The sequence below is a fragment of the Paraburkholderia sp. RL17-347-BIC-D genome, assembly GCF_046027915.1.
Classification (GTDB): domain Bacteria; phylum Pseudomonadota; class Gammaproteobacteria; order Burkholderiales; family Burkholderiaceae; genus Paraburkholderia.
The window spans coordinates 130,025-144,643 of the sequence record NZ_JARESS010000018.1 but is presented as its reverse complement, the minus strand read 5'-3'; the positions used below and the strand labels follow the sequence as shown (position 1 = coordinate 144,643).

The window sequence follows — 14,619 nt, the reverse complement described above, 5'->3', positions numbered from 1 at the left end:
TCGCACTCACCATGGCAAGGAGTAGGTCTTCGTATTGGTAAAACTCTTCATCGCCTCCTGCACGCCTTCCTTGTAGCCGAGCCCCGAATCCTTTACGCCGCCGAACGGGGTGAGTTCAAGCCGGTAACCCGGCACTTCGCGCACGTTCACACTCCCCACCTCCAATTCGGTGATGAACCGCGTAATGTAATCGAAGCGGTTCGTGCAGACCGACGACGACAGCGCGTAGTCGGTGCAGTTGGACATGCGGATCGCTTCGTCGATATTGGAAAAACGCATGATCGGCGACACGGGGCCGAATGTCTCGTGTTTGACGAGTGGCATATCGGGCGTGACACGATCGACGACGGTCGGTGAATAGAGCGCGCCATCGCGACGATTGCCCGCGAGCAGTCGGGCGCCGCGCGACAACGCGTCGTTGACCTGGCGTTCGCAGAACTGCGCGGCAGCCTCGTCGATGACCGTTCCCATGTCCACCGAACTATCCGCCGGATTGCCATATCTCCACGCGCGAGTTTTGTCCACGACGAGGTCGGTGAAGCGATCGGCGACCGACTCGTGGACCAGCATGCGCTTGATTGCCGTGCAGCGTTGGCCCGAATTCTTATAAGAGCCCGACACGGCGAGTGAACTGGCTTCGTCGAGATCGGCGTCCTCCATCACAATGATCGGATCATTTCCGCCGAGTTCGAGCACCGCGCGACGGTAGCCCATGCGCGAGGCGATCGATTTGCCGATCGAGACACCGCCGGTAAAGGTAATGAGATCGATCGCGGGGTTTGTGATCAACTCGTCGGCGATGACGCGAGGGTCGCCCGTCAACACCTGGAGCATCTGCACGGGCAAACCGGCTTCATAGAGAATGTCGGCAAGCAGATAGCAGGACAGCGGCACTTTCTCCGATGGTTTGACCACGATGCGATTGTTCGTCGCAATCGACGGCACGATCTTGTGCGCGACCTGATTCATCGGGTGGTTGAACGGCGTAATCGCGGAGATCACACCGAGCAGCGGGTCCCTTTGCGTGTAGACACGCCGCTTCTTTCCGTGAGGTGTGAGGTCGCAAGAAAAAATCTGACCATCGTCTTTCAGCACCTCGCCGGCGCCGAAAACCAGCACGTCGGCCACGCGGCCGGCCTCATACGTCGAATCCTTCCAGCACAGGCCGGCTTCCGCGGTGATGACGGCGGCGATCTCTTCCGTGCGCGCGCGCACTGCATCGGCTGCGCGCCTAAGGATCGCGGCGCGCTCATAACGGGTCAGCGCGGGGCGATAGGCGCGAGCGAATTCGAACGCATGACGCACGTCCTCTAGCGTGGCTTTTGGCACTGTGCCGACAAGCGTGCCGTCGTATGGGTTGCGCACTTCGATCACTTCGTCGCGAAAGATTTTTTCGCCGCCGATGCGCAGCGCTTCATGACGCACCTGCAATTGAGTTTTCGTTTCCGCAATGGCGTTCATTTCCGTTTCCCCGGTCATTGAAGGTGATTGAGTGCGATGTCGATTATGTCGAAGTTGCGCAGCCGTGCGCGCTGGGCGACCGACTTCGCGACCGGCTGGTTGAACAGAAGCGGCACGATCTGTTCGGCAAGGCCGCCATGCGAACGCAGCGGCACGTCGAGGCCGGACAGATCGTGTTTGATGCGCCGCGTGCCGAGCACCACATCGCGCGTCGAGATCACGATGAGATCGCCCATGCGCGCGGGAGGTAGCTCGAAACGTGCGCAGCCTTCGGCGCCCGTCAGCACCAGTTCGATGCCGGGCTCTGCTGCAAGCCGTCGGCGCATCTCTTCGATTTCGGCTGAAGGGGGCAGGTAGACGGTCGCGAACGATCCAAGCGCGCCGTGATGCACGACGTACGGGTCGGTGATCGGCAGGATCACGCGGGCGGCGTCGTTGCCGAGCCACTCGTCAAAGCGTTCCTGAAGATAGATCACGTTGGGCTCGCCGTCTTCGTTGTGCTTCGCGTTCATGCCGTGATCGGCCGTGATTGCGACAATCGCCCCCAGCTCGTCGAGCCGTCGCAGATAGCCGTCCATCATCTGATAGAACGCGTTCGCACCGGGCGTACCCGGCGCGCATTTGTGCTGGACGTAGTCGGTGGTCGACAGATACATCAGGTCGATTGCGCGGGTTTCGAGCAGACGCACACCGGCCGCGAAGACGAATTCCGACAGCTCGGCGCTATACACGCTCGGCACCGGCTTGCCGACCAACTCCAGCAGATTGTCGATGCCGTTTTCCTCGATCGTCGCTTCGTCGGCTTTCTCCGCCGAGAAGCACACGCCCGCGAGATCCTTACCAAGCAGGCGGCGCAGTTTGTCTTTTGCGGTCACCACCGCGACGTGTGCACCCTTTTCGGCGAAACCGGCCAGCACGGTCGGAGCGACGAGGTACTTCGGGTCGTTCATCAACACCTCCGTGCCGCTGTCGCGATCGAAAAAGTAGTTGCCGCTAATGCCATGCACAGCGGGCGGCACGCCGGTCACGATCGACAGATTGTTCGGGTTCGTGAAGCTCGGCACGACACACTCACCCTTGAGCGCAGTGCCGGAATCCAGCAGTTTGCCGAGAAACGGCGCAACGCCCGCCGCTGCCGCCATCTCCAGATATTCATATGCGCAGCCGTCCACACAGACCACGACGACGGGTCGATGCATCCAGTTGTAGCTGCGGCCGTTCACTTCGATGGAAACCGGTGTTTCGCTCATGACGTGTCCTCTGGGCTAGGGTAAGTCGGGTGTTGTGAGTGAGGCGTTATGTGGCAAAGTGTGGCAATACTTGACATTAAAATTGATGCTTTGTAGATTGTCAACAACAGACAACATTCTCGAGTCCACAAAAAGTAGTCGTCACGAAGCTCGCAATAGGCAGTAGTCCCGCAGCACCGGTCGTTTTCGTCGCTGGCCGCGACGCCACTTTCTCAAGGGGTCTGGAAATGAAGGAAAAGCAGGGGTTGAACGGTTGCAGCAATCGTCTGAACGTGGCGCTGCGTTGGCTCGTTGCCGCCGCCGTCACGCTCGGCGCGGTTCAGTTCGCGCATGCGAAAACACAGTTGCTCGTTTATACGGCGCTCGAGGACGAGGCCATGAAGCCGTATAAGGACGCTTTCGAAAAAGCCAATCCAGATATCGAAATCCGCTGGGTGCGCGATTCGACCGGCGCTGTCACCGCCAAGCTGCTCGCCGAAAAGAGCAATCCGCGCGCCGACGTGGTGCTCGGACTCGCGGCATCCAGTCTCACGCTGCTCGATCTGCAGGGAATGCTGATGCCGTACGCGCCGAAGGGCTTCGACAGCCTGACGCGCAAATACAGCGACGCCAACACGCCGCCGCACTGGGTGGGCATGGACGTCTGGGGCGCGACAGTCTGCTACAACCGCGTCGAAGCGGAAAAGCGCCACCTGCCTAAGCCGACTTCGTGGGAAGACCTGACTAAGCCCGTCTACAAAGGGATGATCGTGATGCCGAGCCCGGTGTCGTCCGGCACGGGTTATCTGGACGTGACGTCATGGCTGCAAACGTTCGGCGACGACAAAGGCTGGAAGTACATGGACGCGCTGGACAAAAACGTCGCGCAATACGTCCACTCGGGATCGAAGCCCTGCACGCTGGCGGGCACCGGCGAGTTTCCGATCGGTATCTCGTTCGAATTCCGTGGACACGAATTGCAGGCCCAGGGCGCGCCGATCGACCTGATCTTCCCGAAGGAAGGGCTCGGCTGGGATATGGAAGCGACCGGCATCATGAAGACCACCAAGCAGCCGGACGCGGCCAAAAAGCTCGCGGACTTCATGGCCAGCAAGGAAGCCAATGAAATTACCGCGCAATGGTGGGCGATCGTTGCCTACCCCGGTGTCGCGAAGAAGCTCTCCGGCATACCTGAAAACTATTCGGAACTTCTGGTGAAGAACGATTTCACGTGGTCGGCGAAGAACCGCGACGCGATTCTCGGCGACTGGCAGAAGCGCTACGGCAGCAAGGAGCAGAAGTGAGGGCGGATTCAGCCGGGTCTTGACGAATGCCGGGCGCGCCGCGCGCGCGTCCCAATCGATACGGTGAAGCAGCGCTCGGCGGTGCATCGCCGCCATGCAGGCAGGGCAAGCGGAGGAGCATATGACAGCGTATTTGAGCGTGCAGAGCGTTTACAAGCGGTTCAACGACACGCCGGTTCTGGAGGACATCAATCTTGGCGTGAAGAAGGGCGAAATGCTCTGCTTCCTCGGGCCGTCGGGATGTGGCAAGACCACTTTGCTGCGCATTATCGCCGGACTGGAAACGCAGAGCGCCGGCCAGATCATGCAGGACGGCCGCGATATTTCGCGGCTCCCGCCGCAGCTTCGCGACTATGGCATCGTCTTTCAGTCGTATGCGCTGTTCCCGAACCTGACCATCTTCGACAACGTGGCCTATGGTCTCGTGAATCGCAAGATGAAGCGCGCGGCGATCGCCGATCGGGTGAACGAGCTGCTCGCGCTGGTGGGCTTGCCCGATGTGCAGCGCAAACATCCGAACCAGCTATCGGGTGGCCAGCAGCAGCGTATCGCGTTGGCGCGCGCGCTGGCCACGTCGCCGGGATTGCTTCTGCTCGACGAGCCGCTCTCGGCGCTGGATGCGCGCGTGCGTGTGCGGTTGCGTCAGGAAATCCGCCAGTTACAGCAGCGGCTCGGCGTGACCACGATCATGGTCACGCACGACCAGGAAGAAGCGCTTTCCATGGCCGATCGGATCGTGGTGATGAATCATGGCGTGATCGAGCAGATCGGCACGCCACACGAAATCTATCGCGAACCGGCGTCGCCGTTCGTTGCCGACTTCATTGGCAAGGTCAACCTGATTCCCGCCGAGGTGACGCTCGACGGCAGTCTTAAAGCCGGCTCCGTCGCGCTGCGCTACGGGTGCGGAACGGAGCGAGCACTGCTCGGTTCGAAGGTCTCAGCTTTCGTGCGCCCTGAGGACATTCATATCAGCGCACCGGGCAGCGCAGCGGACAATCTGCTACCGGCCTCCGTGGAGAAGCTGGAATTTCTCGGCGCGTTCTGCCGGGTCAGCTTCAAGGTGGACGGACTAGGCGGGCAGGAGATCGTCGCTGATCTGTCGTTTCATGAAATGCATCGCACGAGTCTGCGGGCAGGCGCGCGCTTCAATCTGGCCATCAACCGCGAACACGTATGCGTGTTTTCCGCCGCGAAGGAGCGACTTCAATGAGTGCCGTTCTGATAGAGCGTCGCAGCGGCGACGAAAGTCACGCCGAGGTACGCCAGAAAAGCCATTGGCATGACCGTGTCGCGCAGTTGGCGCTCGTACTGATGTCCGCGTTCCTCGGCGTGTTTCTGCTATTGCCGCTTGCTCTGGTCGTCGGCAAATGTTTCGTCGATGCGGACGGTCACTTTGTTGGAATGGCCAATTTCACGGGCTATCTGGTGGATTCAGGCGTATGGAAATCGACCTTGCATTCGGTCACGGTCGCATGCCTGGTGACGGCAATCGTGATTCCCATGGCTTTCACGTTTGCGTACGCGCTAACCCGTTCATGCATGCCGATGAAGAACGCCGTCCGCACGATTGCGCTACTGCCGCTGCTCGCGCCGACGTTGCTCTCCGCAGTGTCGTTCATCTACTGGTTCGGCAACTCGGGCATTCTGAAACCGTTGCTGCAAGGCCATTCCATCTACGGGCTGCCGGGGATCGTCTGCAGTCTGGTCTATGCCGCATTTCCTCATGTGCTGATGATTCTCGTGACGGCACTGTCGCTATCCGATGGCCGTCTCTATGAGGCCGCGGACGCGATGGGCACACGCCGCGCGCGCAAGTTCTTCACGATTACGTTGCCGGGTGCGAAGTACGGGTTGATCAGCGCGACGATGGTGTCATTCACGATCTGCATCAACGACTTCGGCGTGCCGGTCGTCATCGGCGGACCCTATTCGGTGCTCTCCACCGACATCTACAAGCTCATCATCGGCTTGCAGGACTTCAACCGAAGCGCGGTGGTCAGCCTGCTTCTGCTCTGTCCGGCGCTGGTTGCGTTCGCCGTCGACTTCTTCATTCGGCGCAAGCAGCAATCGCAACTCGGTGCGCGCTCTACGCCGTATCAGCCGAAACCCGCGCGTGGATTCGACATGGCGATGCTCGGCTACTGCGGCGTTGTGTGCGGTTTGCTGCTGGCGGTGGTCGGTATTTCGGTGTTCGCCTCGTTCGTGAAGTTCTGGCCGTATCAGATGAGCCTCGGCTTGCAGCACTACAAGATGGGGCTGATCGGCGCGGGGATTTTCGATGCGTACAAGAACAGCCTGAAAATGGCCGCTTGCGTTGCGATTGGCGGCACCGTCATCGTGTTCGGCGGCGCGTATCTCGTCGAGAAGACGCGTGGGCCGCGCTGGTTGCGTGGCTTTATCAATCTGTGCGCGATTCTGCCGATGGGCGTGCCGGGGCTCGTGCTGGGTATCAGCTACATCTTTCTGTTCAACTCGCCCGCCAATCCTTTGAACGGCCTGTACGGCACGCTCGCGTTGCTCGCTATCGTCACGGTTGTGCACTACTACTCGTCGAGTCACCTGACGGCGGTCACTGCGCTTCGTCAGATCGACAACGAGTTCGAGGCGGTCTCGGCATCCTTGAAAGTGCCTTTCTACAAGACGTTTTTGCGCGTCACCGTGCCGGTCTGCCTGCCATCGATCCTGCAGATCGCGCGCTATCTGTTCGTCAACGGTATGACGACGGTGTCGGCGGTCGCGTTCCTTTATTCACCGGACACGCAACCGGCCTCGGTTGCCATTCTCAATCTCGACGACGCTGGACAGATCGGACCGGCCGCGGCGATGGCCACGCTGGTCCTCGTGACGGCGGCATTCGCGTGCCTGCTGTTTGCCGGCGTGTCGCATGGCGTGTTGCGTAGAACCCAGGCATGGCGCACATCCCGCCGCGCCTGAAACAAATCTTCTATCAGAATCTACAAGGAGCCACCGTGAATCTGCCGTCCGCACCCATTCTGCTTACACCCGGTCCTCTCACGACTTCCGAGCGCACGCGTCAGGCAATGCTGCGTGACTGGGGATCGTGGGACGGCGACTTCAATCAGATCACCGCCCGTATCCGCCAGCAGACGCTGCGTATCGTGCATGGCGAAGACACGCATGAATGCGTACCGTTGCAAGGTAGCGGCACTTTCTCCGTCGAAGCCGCGATCGGCACGCTGGTCCCGCGTGACGGTCTCGTGTTAGTGCCGAACAACGGCGCGTATTGCCAGCGCATTGCGAAGATTTGCCGGGCGCTCGGTCGTCGTCACCAGACCATCGACTATCCTGAAGACACGCAGGTCAAAGCGATCGACGTCGATTGCGCGCTGGCGGCCGATCCGGGCATCACGCACGTCGCGCTCGTGCATTGCGAAACAGGCGCGGGGGTGCTCAATCCGCTTCACGAGATCGCCGAGGTTGTCGAGAAGCATGGACGCAGTCTGATCATCGACGCGATGAGTTCTTTCGGCGCAATCGACATCGACGCGCGCCGAACCCCGTTCGACGCCGTCGTGGCCGCTTCCGGAAAATGTCTGGAGGGCGTGCCCGGCATGGGATTCGTGATCATTCGCCGCAGCGTCCTGGAGCGCTGCGAGGGCAATAGCCCTTCGCTCGCGATGGATCTATATGACCAGTGGGTCTACATGAACCGCACGACACAATGGCGTTTTACGCCGCCCACGCACGTCGTGGCGGCACTCGATCAGGCCATTGCGCAATACGTGGAAGAGGGCGGCCTCGAAGCGCGTGGTGGCCGCTATGCAAGCAATTGCCGGGCGCTCATCGAAGGTATGGCCGAACTCGGTTTTCGGACCTTTCTCGATCCGTCGATCCAGGCGCCGATCATCGTCACGTTTCATGCTCCCGACGATCCTAATTACGACTTCAAGACGTTCTACACGGAAGTGAAAAAGCGTGGCTACATTCTTTACCCGGGCAAGCTGACGCAGCTGGAAACATTCCGCGTCGGCTGTATTGGACATTTCGGCGAGTCCGGCATTCCGGGCGCGGTCGCGGCGATTGCCGACACGCTGAAAGCGATGGGAATCACGCGGGTGTCCGCGAAAGCGTTGGCCTGAACGAGCCGACGCGGAGGCTTCATTGCGCGTGAAACGCGAAGAAGCCTCCGACTTCGTGCCCGGAGTCAAACCGTTGTATCAATGTGAGCCATTTATGCGTCCCTTCTGGATTGAACAAGCACTCTTTGCCGATGGTTCATTGGCGCCCGCATTGCAAGGCGCCACGACTGCCGACGTTTGCATTGTCGGCGGCGGCTTCACCGGTTTGTGGACTGCCATCCAGGCCAAGCAGAAAAAACCCGATCTCGACATCGTGATCATCGAGAGCGATCTGTGTGGCGCGGGCGCAAGCGGCCGCAACGGCGGCTGTCTGCTCACGTGGTCGACTAAGTTCTTCACGCTGCGTCGTCTGTTCGGCGAAGCAGAAGCGATCCGTCTCGTGAAAGCGTCCGAAGCGGCTGTCGGGCGGATTCGCGACTTCTGTGGCGAGCATGCGATCGACGCCGAACTTCGGCTCGACGGCACGCTCTACACGGCGACTTCACGCGCGCAAATCGGCTTGCTCGATCCGGTCATAGCCGCGTTGAAGGAGCATGGCATCAACTCGTACCAACATCTCTCACCGGACGAAGTGGCGAGCCGGTCCGGATCCGCGCGCAATCTCGGCGGCGTGTATTCGCCGGTCGCCGCAACGGTTCATCCGGGCAAGCTCGTGCGCGGACTGCGCCGTGTCGCAATGGCAATGGGTATTCGCATTTATGAACGCACGCCCATGCTCGACTTTGCCGCGGGTGACCGTGTGACCGTACGCACGCCGGCCGGCAGCGTGACTGCGCCGAAACTGGTGCTCGCGATCAATGCGTGGATGGCGAGCCGCTTCCGCCAGTTCGAACGCACGCTGGCAGTCGTCTCCAGCGACATGATTGTCACCGAGAAATGCCCCGAACTGCTGCATCGAATGGGCTTGAAGGATGGCGTGTCGGTGCTCGATTCGCGGATCTTCGTCTACTACTATCGCAGCACGCCGGACGGTCGACTGATGCTGGGCAAGGGCGGCAATACGTTTGCCTGGCGCGGCCGGATCGCGCCGGTGTTCGATCAACGCTCGCCTTATGAAACCGATCTGACGCGCGGTCTGCACGATTTTTTCCCGGCGCTGCGTGACGTGCCGGTGACGGCGAGTTGGAACGGGCCGTCGGATCGGTCGGTCACCGGCTTTCCATTTTTTGGGCGTCTGGAGAATGCGCCAAACGTGCTCTACGGCTTCGGCTATTCCGGCAACGGAGTGGGACCGACTTATATGGGCGGCCAGATTTTGTCGTCGCTGGTGCTCGAACTCGACAATGAGTGGACGCGCAGTCCGTTGACAAACGGTCCTCTGGGCTATTTCCCGCCCGAACCGATTCGCTTCGTGGGCTCGATTACCGTGCGCGACGCCATTCGGCGCAAAGAGCGCGCGGAAGACGAAGACCGTCAGCCGTGGTTTGTCGATCGCTTACTCAGCAAGCTGGCCAACGCGGCCGGCAAGTCGGATAAAGCGTAGCGCAGCCGTTCAGTCTGTTTCAACTTTTGGCTGCCCCGCCCACGGATGCGGCCCACCGTTCGTGGGCACGCCGCATTCTGGCGAGGCCGTGGGCAACGTGTTCGCGCACGAGGGCGACCGCGCGCTCGGCGTCGCCTTTTGCGAGCGCGTTGACGATCTTCTCGTGTTCCGCGACCGACGTAGCCAGCGCGCTTTTTTCCGATTCGATGGCGGCCTGACGCAGCAGACCCAATTGGCGGACGAGATGCCGGTACGTTTCGATCAGATGCTGGTTGCCGACACCCGACACCATCGCGTCATGCAACTGGACATTCAATGTCGTGTACAAGGTGAGGTCGTGATCTTTCTTGGCCGCCTTCATCGAAGCAATGATGCGTTTGAGCGTTGCAAGCGTTTCGGGTGTCATCCGTTCGGCCAACGAGCGGGCAACCGACTCGTCCAACATCGCGCGGACCTGGTAGATTTCTTCCGCCTCGCGCAGCGACAGCGCGCGCACCGTGACACCGCGGTTCTTTTCGGTTTTTAGCAAGCCCGCCTGTTCCAGCGCACGAAACGCTTCGCGCAATGGTCCGCGAGACACGTTTAGCCGGGCGGAAACTTCGACTTCGTTTAATTTCTCCCCCGGGGCGAATTCGCCAGAGACGATGCCGCGTTCGAGTGTTTCCTGGACAAGCGTGGCAAGGGAGTGCCGCTGCAGCAAGTCAATCGCGCTGGATGGAGTTGGCGTGGTCATTGATGAGCGGTTGGCAACGGTGAATGGAGGGGCATATATCGAGTCTCCTGAACATAGCGTGGCAAGTTGTTTATTGTCAACAACCATCGGACGACAATTTTCTACTGATGCGTTTATCTTCGAAGATGTCGGCGTGACGGCCTGCAAGGGAGCTGCGCCGCGGCTTGCTCGCGGCATAGTTCGGCGAGATTGCGCCCTGTCACGAGACCGAGTTTGGCCGACACCGACCGGACCAGCATCGCCAGGACGTTGGTGCGGTCGCCACCCACAGCAGCGCGTAGCCGTAGTCGGCACCCGCCTGGTTTGATCCCAGACTGGCACGGCAGATGACTCTGGTGCGCATCGGGCGCACGCGAGGAAAGGCCCGAGACCTGTGCCAGGCGCTGGCGCCCCGGCACGATAATTTGCCAAGCGCGGGTTTGGCCCCATTGCCAGGGCCATCCGGTCCGCTTCTACAATCAGCCGTCGTCGCCGCGACTTTCAGGAATGTATGGAACACGGCACGAATCACCCACTTGCAATTCAAGGGAGCCAAAAGAAATGAAGTTCCTTTTGCGGTTCTTTACGATCGTCCATGGGCTGATGGCTGCTCTCTTCGCCTGCGCGGCGCTGATGTTGATTGCGATTGCTGCTCGCATCGGTTCGACTGCATTTGCGAGTCAATGGGACCAGGCAAGCGCGCAATCCGTCATTGAAGCTGTGGGGCTGCTGGCTGGGGCCGTTGTCGCTTTGCAGATCGCCGAGACCATCGTAGAGGAAGAGGTCATACGGGAGGCTGACGTGAGCGCGCCGACGCGGGTACGACGTTTCATGTCGCGATTCTTAGTGGTTGTCGTCGTCGCGCTTGCCATCGAAGGGCTCGTGGCAACGTTCAAAGCGCTGCACCAGGATCCATCGCAGCTTCGGTATGCGGCCGGGCTGCTTGCTTCGACAGCCTTGCTTCTTGCCTCATGGGGGCTGTTCGTCCACCTGAATCGGTCCGCGGAAGAGTTAGAGCCGGAGGCCATGGAGGACGCGAAACGCGAAGACAAGAAAGTGCAATAGGCCAGTGCGGGATCTGCTGCCCGAATGCCCGCCGTGACACGAAGCGCCTGATTCGTACGGAAAAGCTTCTGTCACGGTGAGGCTGGTTTGTCGGGCGACCGCAATGGGGTCGGTAGACAGTGTGGCAGCAACCGGGCCACCAGGCGGCTTTCAGTCAATCGCTCCAGAGCGGATATAGGGATGATTTGCAGACCATTCTCCGATATGTTGCTTTATGCATTTCATTTAGTGGACTTGGCAGAAGTCAAAAATCGCGCAGCGATCTAATCCAATTCAATATATCTCTAGTTCTAGCTGCCGAGTTAGCCGGCAGTCGTCGAAGTTAGGCCGACATCCGAACATGCGAGAGGAGAATCATGAGCAGAGTATTCGTCAACATTGGACTTAGCCTCGATGGCTACATGGCACCGGAAGGAATGACCATGGAGAATTGGGACACGCCTGAGTACAAGAGCTGGGGTGCCAAGTGGGGTGCCCTGATGGCGTGGATCCTCAATCAACAGTACTTCCGCGAGAACCTCAAGCTCGGACCAGGGGGAGAGACCGGCCCGGTCAATGACCTGCTTCGCAGCACCACGGAGCGCATCGGTGCCAACATTATGGGCAAGCGAATGTTCGACCAAGGCGAGCGCGCCTGGCCAGAGGAGGCTCCGTTTCACACACCGGTATACGTTCTTACCCATGAGAAACGCGAACCCTGGGTGCGCCCGGGTGAGACGACCTTCTACTTCATCAATGACGGGCCGGAGCGTGCTCTTGAGCTGGCTCGGGGATCCGCAGGCAGTCGTGATATTCGTATCGCTGGAGGAGCCGATGTGATCCAGCAGTACCTGACCATGGGTGTTGTTGACGAGCTGGAAATCGCCTTGTCACCCGTGTTGTTCGGCGGTGGGCGGCGTCTCTTCGAGAACCTACGCGAGCCCGGGCCGCAGTTTCGCATCGACAAGGTTCTTGATGGCCCAGCTGCCACACACTTGCGCTATGTGCGTCAGTGAGGGGGGCCTGACAATCGGTTGCAGCGGGCGGTCCGCTGCGCGGCCCGCGGCTGAACCGGAGCGTTGGATGTCTGCTTCCCAATTGTTGAATTGTCCGCTGTGGGCCGATCACGGTCGGCCCTGATGCCGGTGACTGTGATGGCGCGGGGGAATGGTCGTCAACGCGCAGATGCAGTAAGCCGAAGGCGGGACTGCCGATCACGCGCAATTCGGGTATCGATACCTCGCTCGCGAATTCTGTTAATTGTGAAGCAGCCCCCGCTTCGACACGCTCTTCTGCGGCACTCGTTCGTCATCTGTGTTCCGGCGAATGCGCGTCATTTCGGCCTGAGGTGCAGATCGTTGCTCACGGATTGGACCCCCGGCACGCCGCGCGTCACGGCAAGCGCCTTCTGAATCTGTACCTCTGAATCCACGTATCCTGACAACTGCACGACGCCTCGATACGTCGCGACGCTCATCGGCAACGATCTCAGCCCCGGGTCCGCGACGAGCGCCTGCTTCACCCGGGCGGCGAGCGCAGCGTCGTCAGTGGCGATCTCCCCCGGCGCGGTCACGGCAGGCGTCGTCGTCGTCGACTTGCAGCCGTTGATGAACACGAACGCGGGCAACGCGAACGCCGCGACGATCAGCAACCGGCTCTTGGTGTATCGACCGTTTCGCATGTCGGTTATGACATCCCGATTCGTGCACAACGGGCGTCGTTCGGGTTGGCTTGGCAGGTAGACATGTGCGCCCTCCTTGAGTCCACCATGATAGTGCAGAGTGGTGAACTTTGACCGCGCCGACTTGTCCAAGTCTGTTCATGCTCCGAGGTGAGTTTGTTGTTCAGTTCGGCCGGCTCCGGCCGGTCGGCCTTGTCGCATGAATTGTCGACAATCGCACAATGCTTGTCCGATGAAGCGATGACGGTGACACAGCATTTCAATAGTGAGAGCGACATTCGCGTCGTCTAAATTGCACCCTTCGCATCGAAAAATGCGACATGGTACGATTGGCCGCCGTCATCCCTGCGTCTTGCCCACAATCATGCGCAACCTCGCCTATCTGCTTCTCTCGATCACGCTCGCCTCGCCGCTCTCGGCGCTGGCGCTGGGCACCGAAAATCCAGACTACGATCAATGCATCCTGCAATCGCTGGCGAACAGCCAAAGCAACATTGCGGCAAACGTGATCAGACGCTCGTGCGAAGCGCTCTACAGAAACGGCGCGCTGCTCTTGCCGCGCGAAAAGTCGTATCACGTGTGTGTTTTGCAGAATATGCAGAACGTGAGAGCCGCATATGCGGTTAACCAGATCCTGCGAGCATGCCAGCGCCAGAATCAGATGTGAGTTATGTCAGCCGGGATGGACAGCGCCAGACGGGGAAGGGACCCGCGAGAGGATTTTGAACGATCGCTATCGGCGGAATCGAAGGTCTGGTGAGGGTCGGCTTTTGCCGATGACGCCGCCACAACCAACTGCAGGGCACCCAACCCCACCAGACGTAGCCGCAGGGCCCCTAATGCCACGGAAGCTGGCGGTTGTGGCCGCCTCCGCAGTCACCGGCTCAGTTGCCGCGAAGCGACTTTTATCCGTGCCCTGTCACGAATTTTTTCGTCGCGTGATAGCCGTGCCTTGTTGCATCGGCAACGGCATGACCGGCCTTCTTCGTACCGTGGCCGACCGCGTGCGCGGCATCGCGCGCAGCGTGGCCGCTCTTCTTTCCTGCCGTCTTGACATCGTTCTTGAACTCGTGAGCGCCTGTAGCCAGGCTCGCATACGCCAGCGGGCTAAGCAGGGTCAACGCAAACAGAATGATCGAAATTTTCGTCTTCTTCATTACTTTAGTTTTCCCACATAAGTTTGGTACGCACGATAGTCAGCCGGACTGCTTGAGAACGCCGCTCCCGTACAGGATGGCCGCGCCCCGCCCGCTCGTCAGCAGACGCCCGCCATGGATAGCGAGAAACCGTTCATGCTCACACCCGGGCCTGTAATTACCGGCAGCGTCTGAGTGCCCGCGCCCTTGGGGGCGACCTACCGCTCACGGCCCGCCCCGGTCCTTTGCATCTCCCGAAAACGGCCATTGGAAAGGCGCCTCAGGCCGATTCTATCGAGTCGCGTGGTCTCGTAGCCGGTAGATTATCAATGCGCCCTGCATATTCTCGCGCACCGCGACACACCAAATGCGCAAACCGCGCAATTTGTCATAATTTACGGCACTCACAGGCTCAAAGGATCGGTATGCCAGGGCACTGTACTTTTGCACTCAACGGCCAGAAGCT

At 60.1% G+C, this 14,619-nt stretch carries 13 protein-coding genes and 1 pseudogene; 8 read left to right on the top strand and 6 right to left on the bottom strand.

The genetic code is table 11. The features are described from left to right. Positions 1–6: 6 nt before the first annotated feature. Both phnY and phnA read right to left on the bottom strand, forming a co-directional pair. Positions 7–1,461 (bottom strand): phosphonoacetaldehyde dehydrogenase, encoded by a 1,455-nt coding sequence (gene phnY, locus P0D96_RS24095; protein WP_408315633.1) that lies wholly within the window; start codon positions 1,459–1,461, stop codon positions 7–9. Positions 1,462–1,475: 14 nt separating this feature from the next. Beyond that, the gene (phnA, locus tag P0D96_RS24090) at positions 1,476–2,711 is read right to left on the bottom strand and encodes a phosphonoacetate hydrolase (RefSeq protein WP_408315632.1); all 1,236 of its coding nucleotides are present in this window, start codon (positions 2,709–2,711) and stop codon (positions 1,476–1,478) included. 227 nt (positions 2,712–2,938) lie between these two features. On the opposite strand from phnA, the gene P0D96_RS24085 reads away from it, so the two are divergent. The 5 genes from P0D96_RS24085 (at position 2,939) to P0D96_RS24065 (ending at position 9,580) form a co-directional block, all read left to right on the top strand. Further along, positions 2,939–3,994 (top strand): putative 2-aminoethylphosphonate ABC transporter substrate-binding protein, encoded by a 1,056-nt coding sequence (locus tag P0D96_RS24085; RefSeq protein ID WP_132381150.1) that lies wholly within the window; start codon positions 2,939–2,941, stop codon positions 3,992–3,994. 121 nt (positions 3,995–4,115) lie between these two features. Then, positions 4,116–5,207 carry a putative 2-aminoethylphosphonate ABC transporter ATP-binding protein gene (locus tag P0D96_RS24080; protein WP_408179468.1) on the top strand — a complete coding sequence of 364 codons (1,092 nt, stop codon included), beginning with the start codon at positions 4,116–4,118 and terminating at the stop codon, positions 5,205–5,207. Continuing rightward, on the top strand, positions 5,204–6,931 hold the full coding sequence (locus P0D96_RS24075) for a putative 2-aminoethylphosphonate ABC transporter permease subunit (protein WP_408315629.1): 1,728 nt from the start codon (positions 5,204–5,206) through the stop codon (positions 6,929–6,931). Before P0D96_RS24080 ends, P0D96_RS24075 begins: the two co-directional genes overlap by 4 nt. 35 nt (positions 6,932–6,966) lie before the next feature. Continuing rightward, positions 6,967–8,097 (top strand): 2-aminoethylphosphonate--pyruvate transaminase, encoded by a 1,131-nt coding sequence (locus P0D96_RS24070; RefSeq protein WP_408315628.1) that lies wholly within the window; start codon positions 6,967–6,969, stop codon positions 8,095–8,097. 94 nt (positions 8,098–8,191) lie between these two features. Then, positions 8,192–9,580, top strand: coding sequence for an FAD-dependent oxidoreductase (locus P0D96_RS24065; protein WP_408315627.1), 1,389 nt, complete (start codon positions 8,192–8,194; stop codon positions 9,578–9,580). Between the two features lie 19 nt (positions 9,581–9,599). Here P0D96_RS24065 and P0D96_RS24060 read toward each other — a convergent pair whose 3' ends face one another. Further along, a complete protein-coding gene (locus P0D96_RS24060) occupies positions 9,600–10,313 on the bottom strand; it encodes a phosphonate utilization associated transcriptional regulator (protein WP_408315683.1) in 714 nt (237 codons plus the stop codon). A gap of 167 nt (positions 10,314–10,480) precedes the next feature. Continuing rightward, positions 10,481–10,614: pseudogene (locus P0D96_RS24055) on the bottom strand (divalent metal cation transporter); the annotation flags it as partial. Between the two features lie 239 nt (positions 10,615–10,853). On the opposite strand from P0D96_RS24055, the gene P0D96_RS24050 reads away from it, so the two are divergent. Further along, positions 10,854–11,357 (top strand): hypothetical protein, encoded by a 504-nt coding sequence (locus tag P0D96_RS24050; protein ID WP_132381140.1) that lies wholly within the window; start codon positions 10,854–10,856, stop codon positions 11,355–11,357. Positions 11,358–11,713: 356 nt separating this feature from the next. Beyond that, a complete protein-coding gene (locus tag P0D96_RS24045; RefSeq protein WP_408315625.1) occupies positions 11,714–12,352 on the top strand; it encodes a dihydrofolate reductase family protein in 639 nt (212 codons plus the stop codon). A gap of 317 nt (positions 12,353–12,669) precedes the next feature. Here P0D96_RS24045 and P0D96_RS24040 read toward each other — a convergent pair whose 3' ends face one another. After that, a complete protein-coding gene (locus tag P0D96_RS24040; RefSeq protein WP_408315681.1) occupies positions 12,670–13,017 on the bottom strand; it encodes a BON domain-containing protein in 348 nt (115 codons plus the stop codon). Between the two features lie 364 nt (positions 13,018–13,381). On the opposite strand from P0D96_RS24040, the gene P0D96_RS24035 reads away from it, so the two are divergent. Continuing rightward, entirely contained in the window at positions 13,382–13,684 is a 303-nt protein-coding gene (locus P0D96_RS24035; protein ID WP_408315623.1) for a VF_A0006 family four-cysteine protein, read from the top strand. 238 nt (positions 13,685–13,922) lie between these two features. Here P0D96_RS24035 and P0D96_RS24030 read toward each other — a convergent pair whose 3' ends face one another. Then, positions 13,923–14,174, bottom strand: coding sequence for a hypothetical protein (locus P0D96_RS24030; RefSeq protein ID WP_408315622.1), 252 nt, complete (start codon positions 14,172–14,174; stop codon positions 13,923–13,925). Between the last annotated feature and the right edge of the window lie 445 nt (positions 14,175–14,619).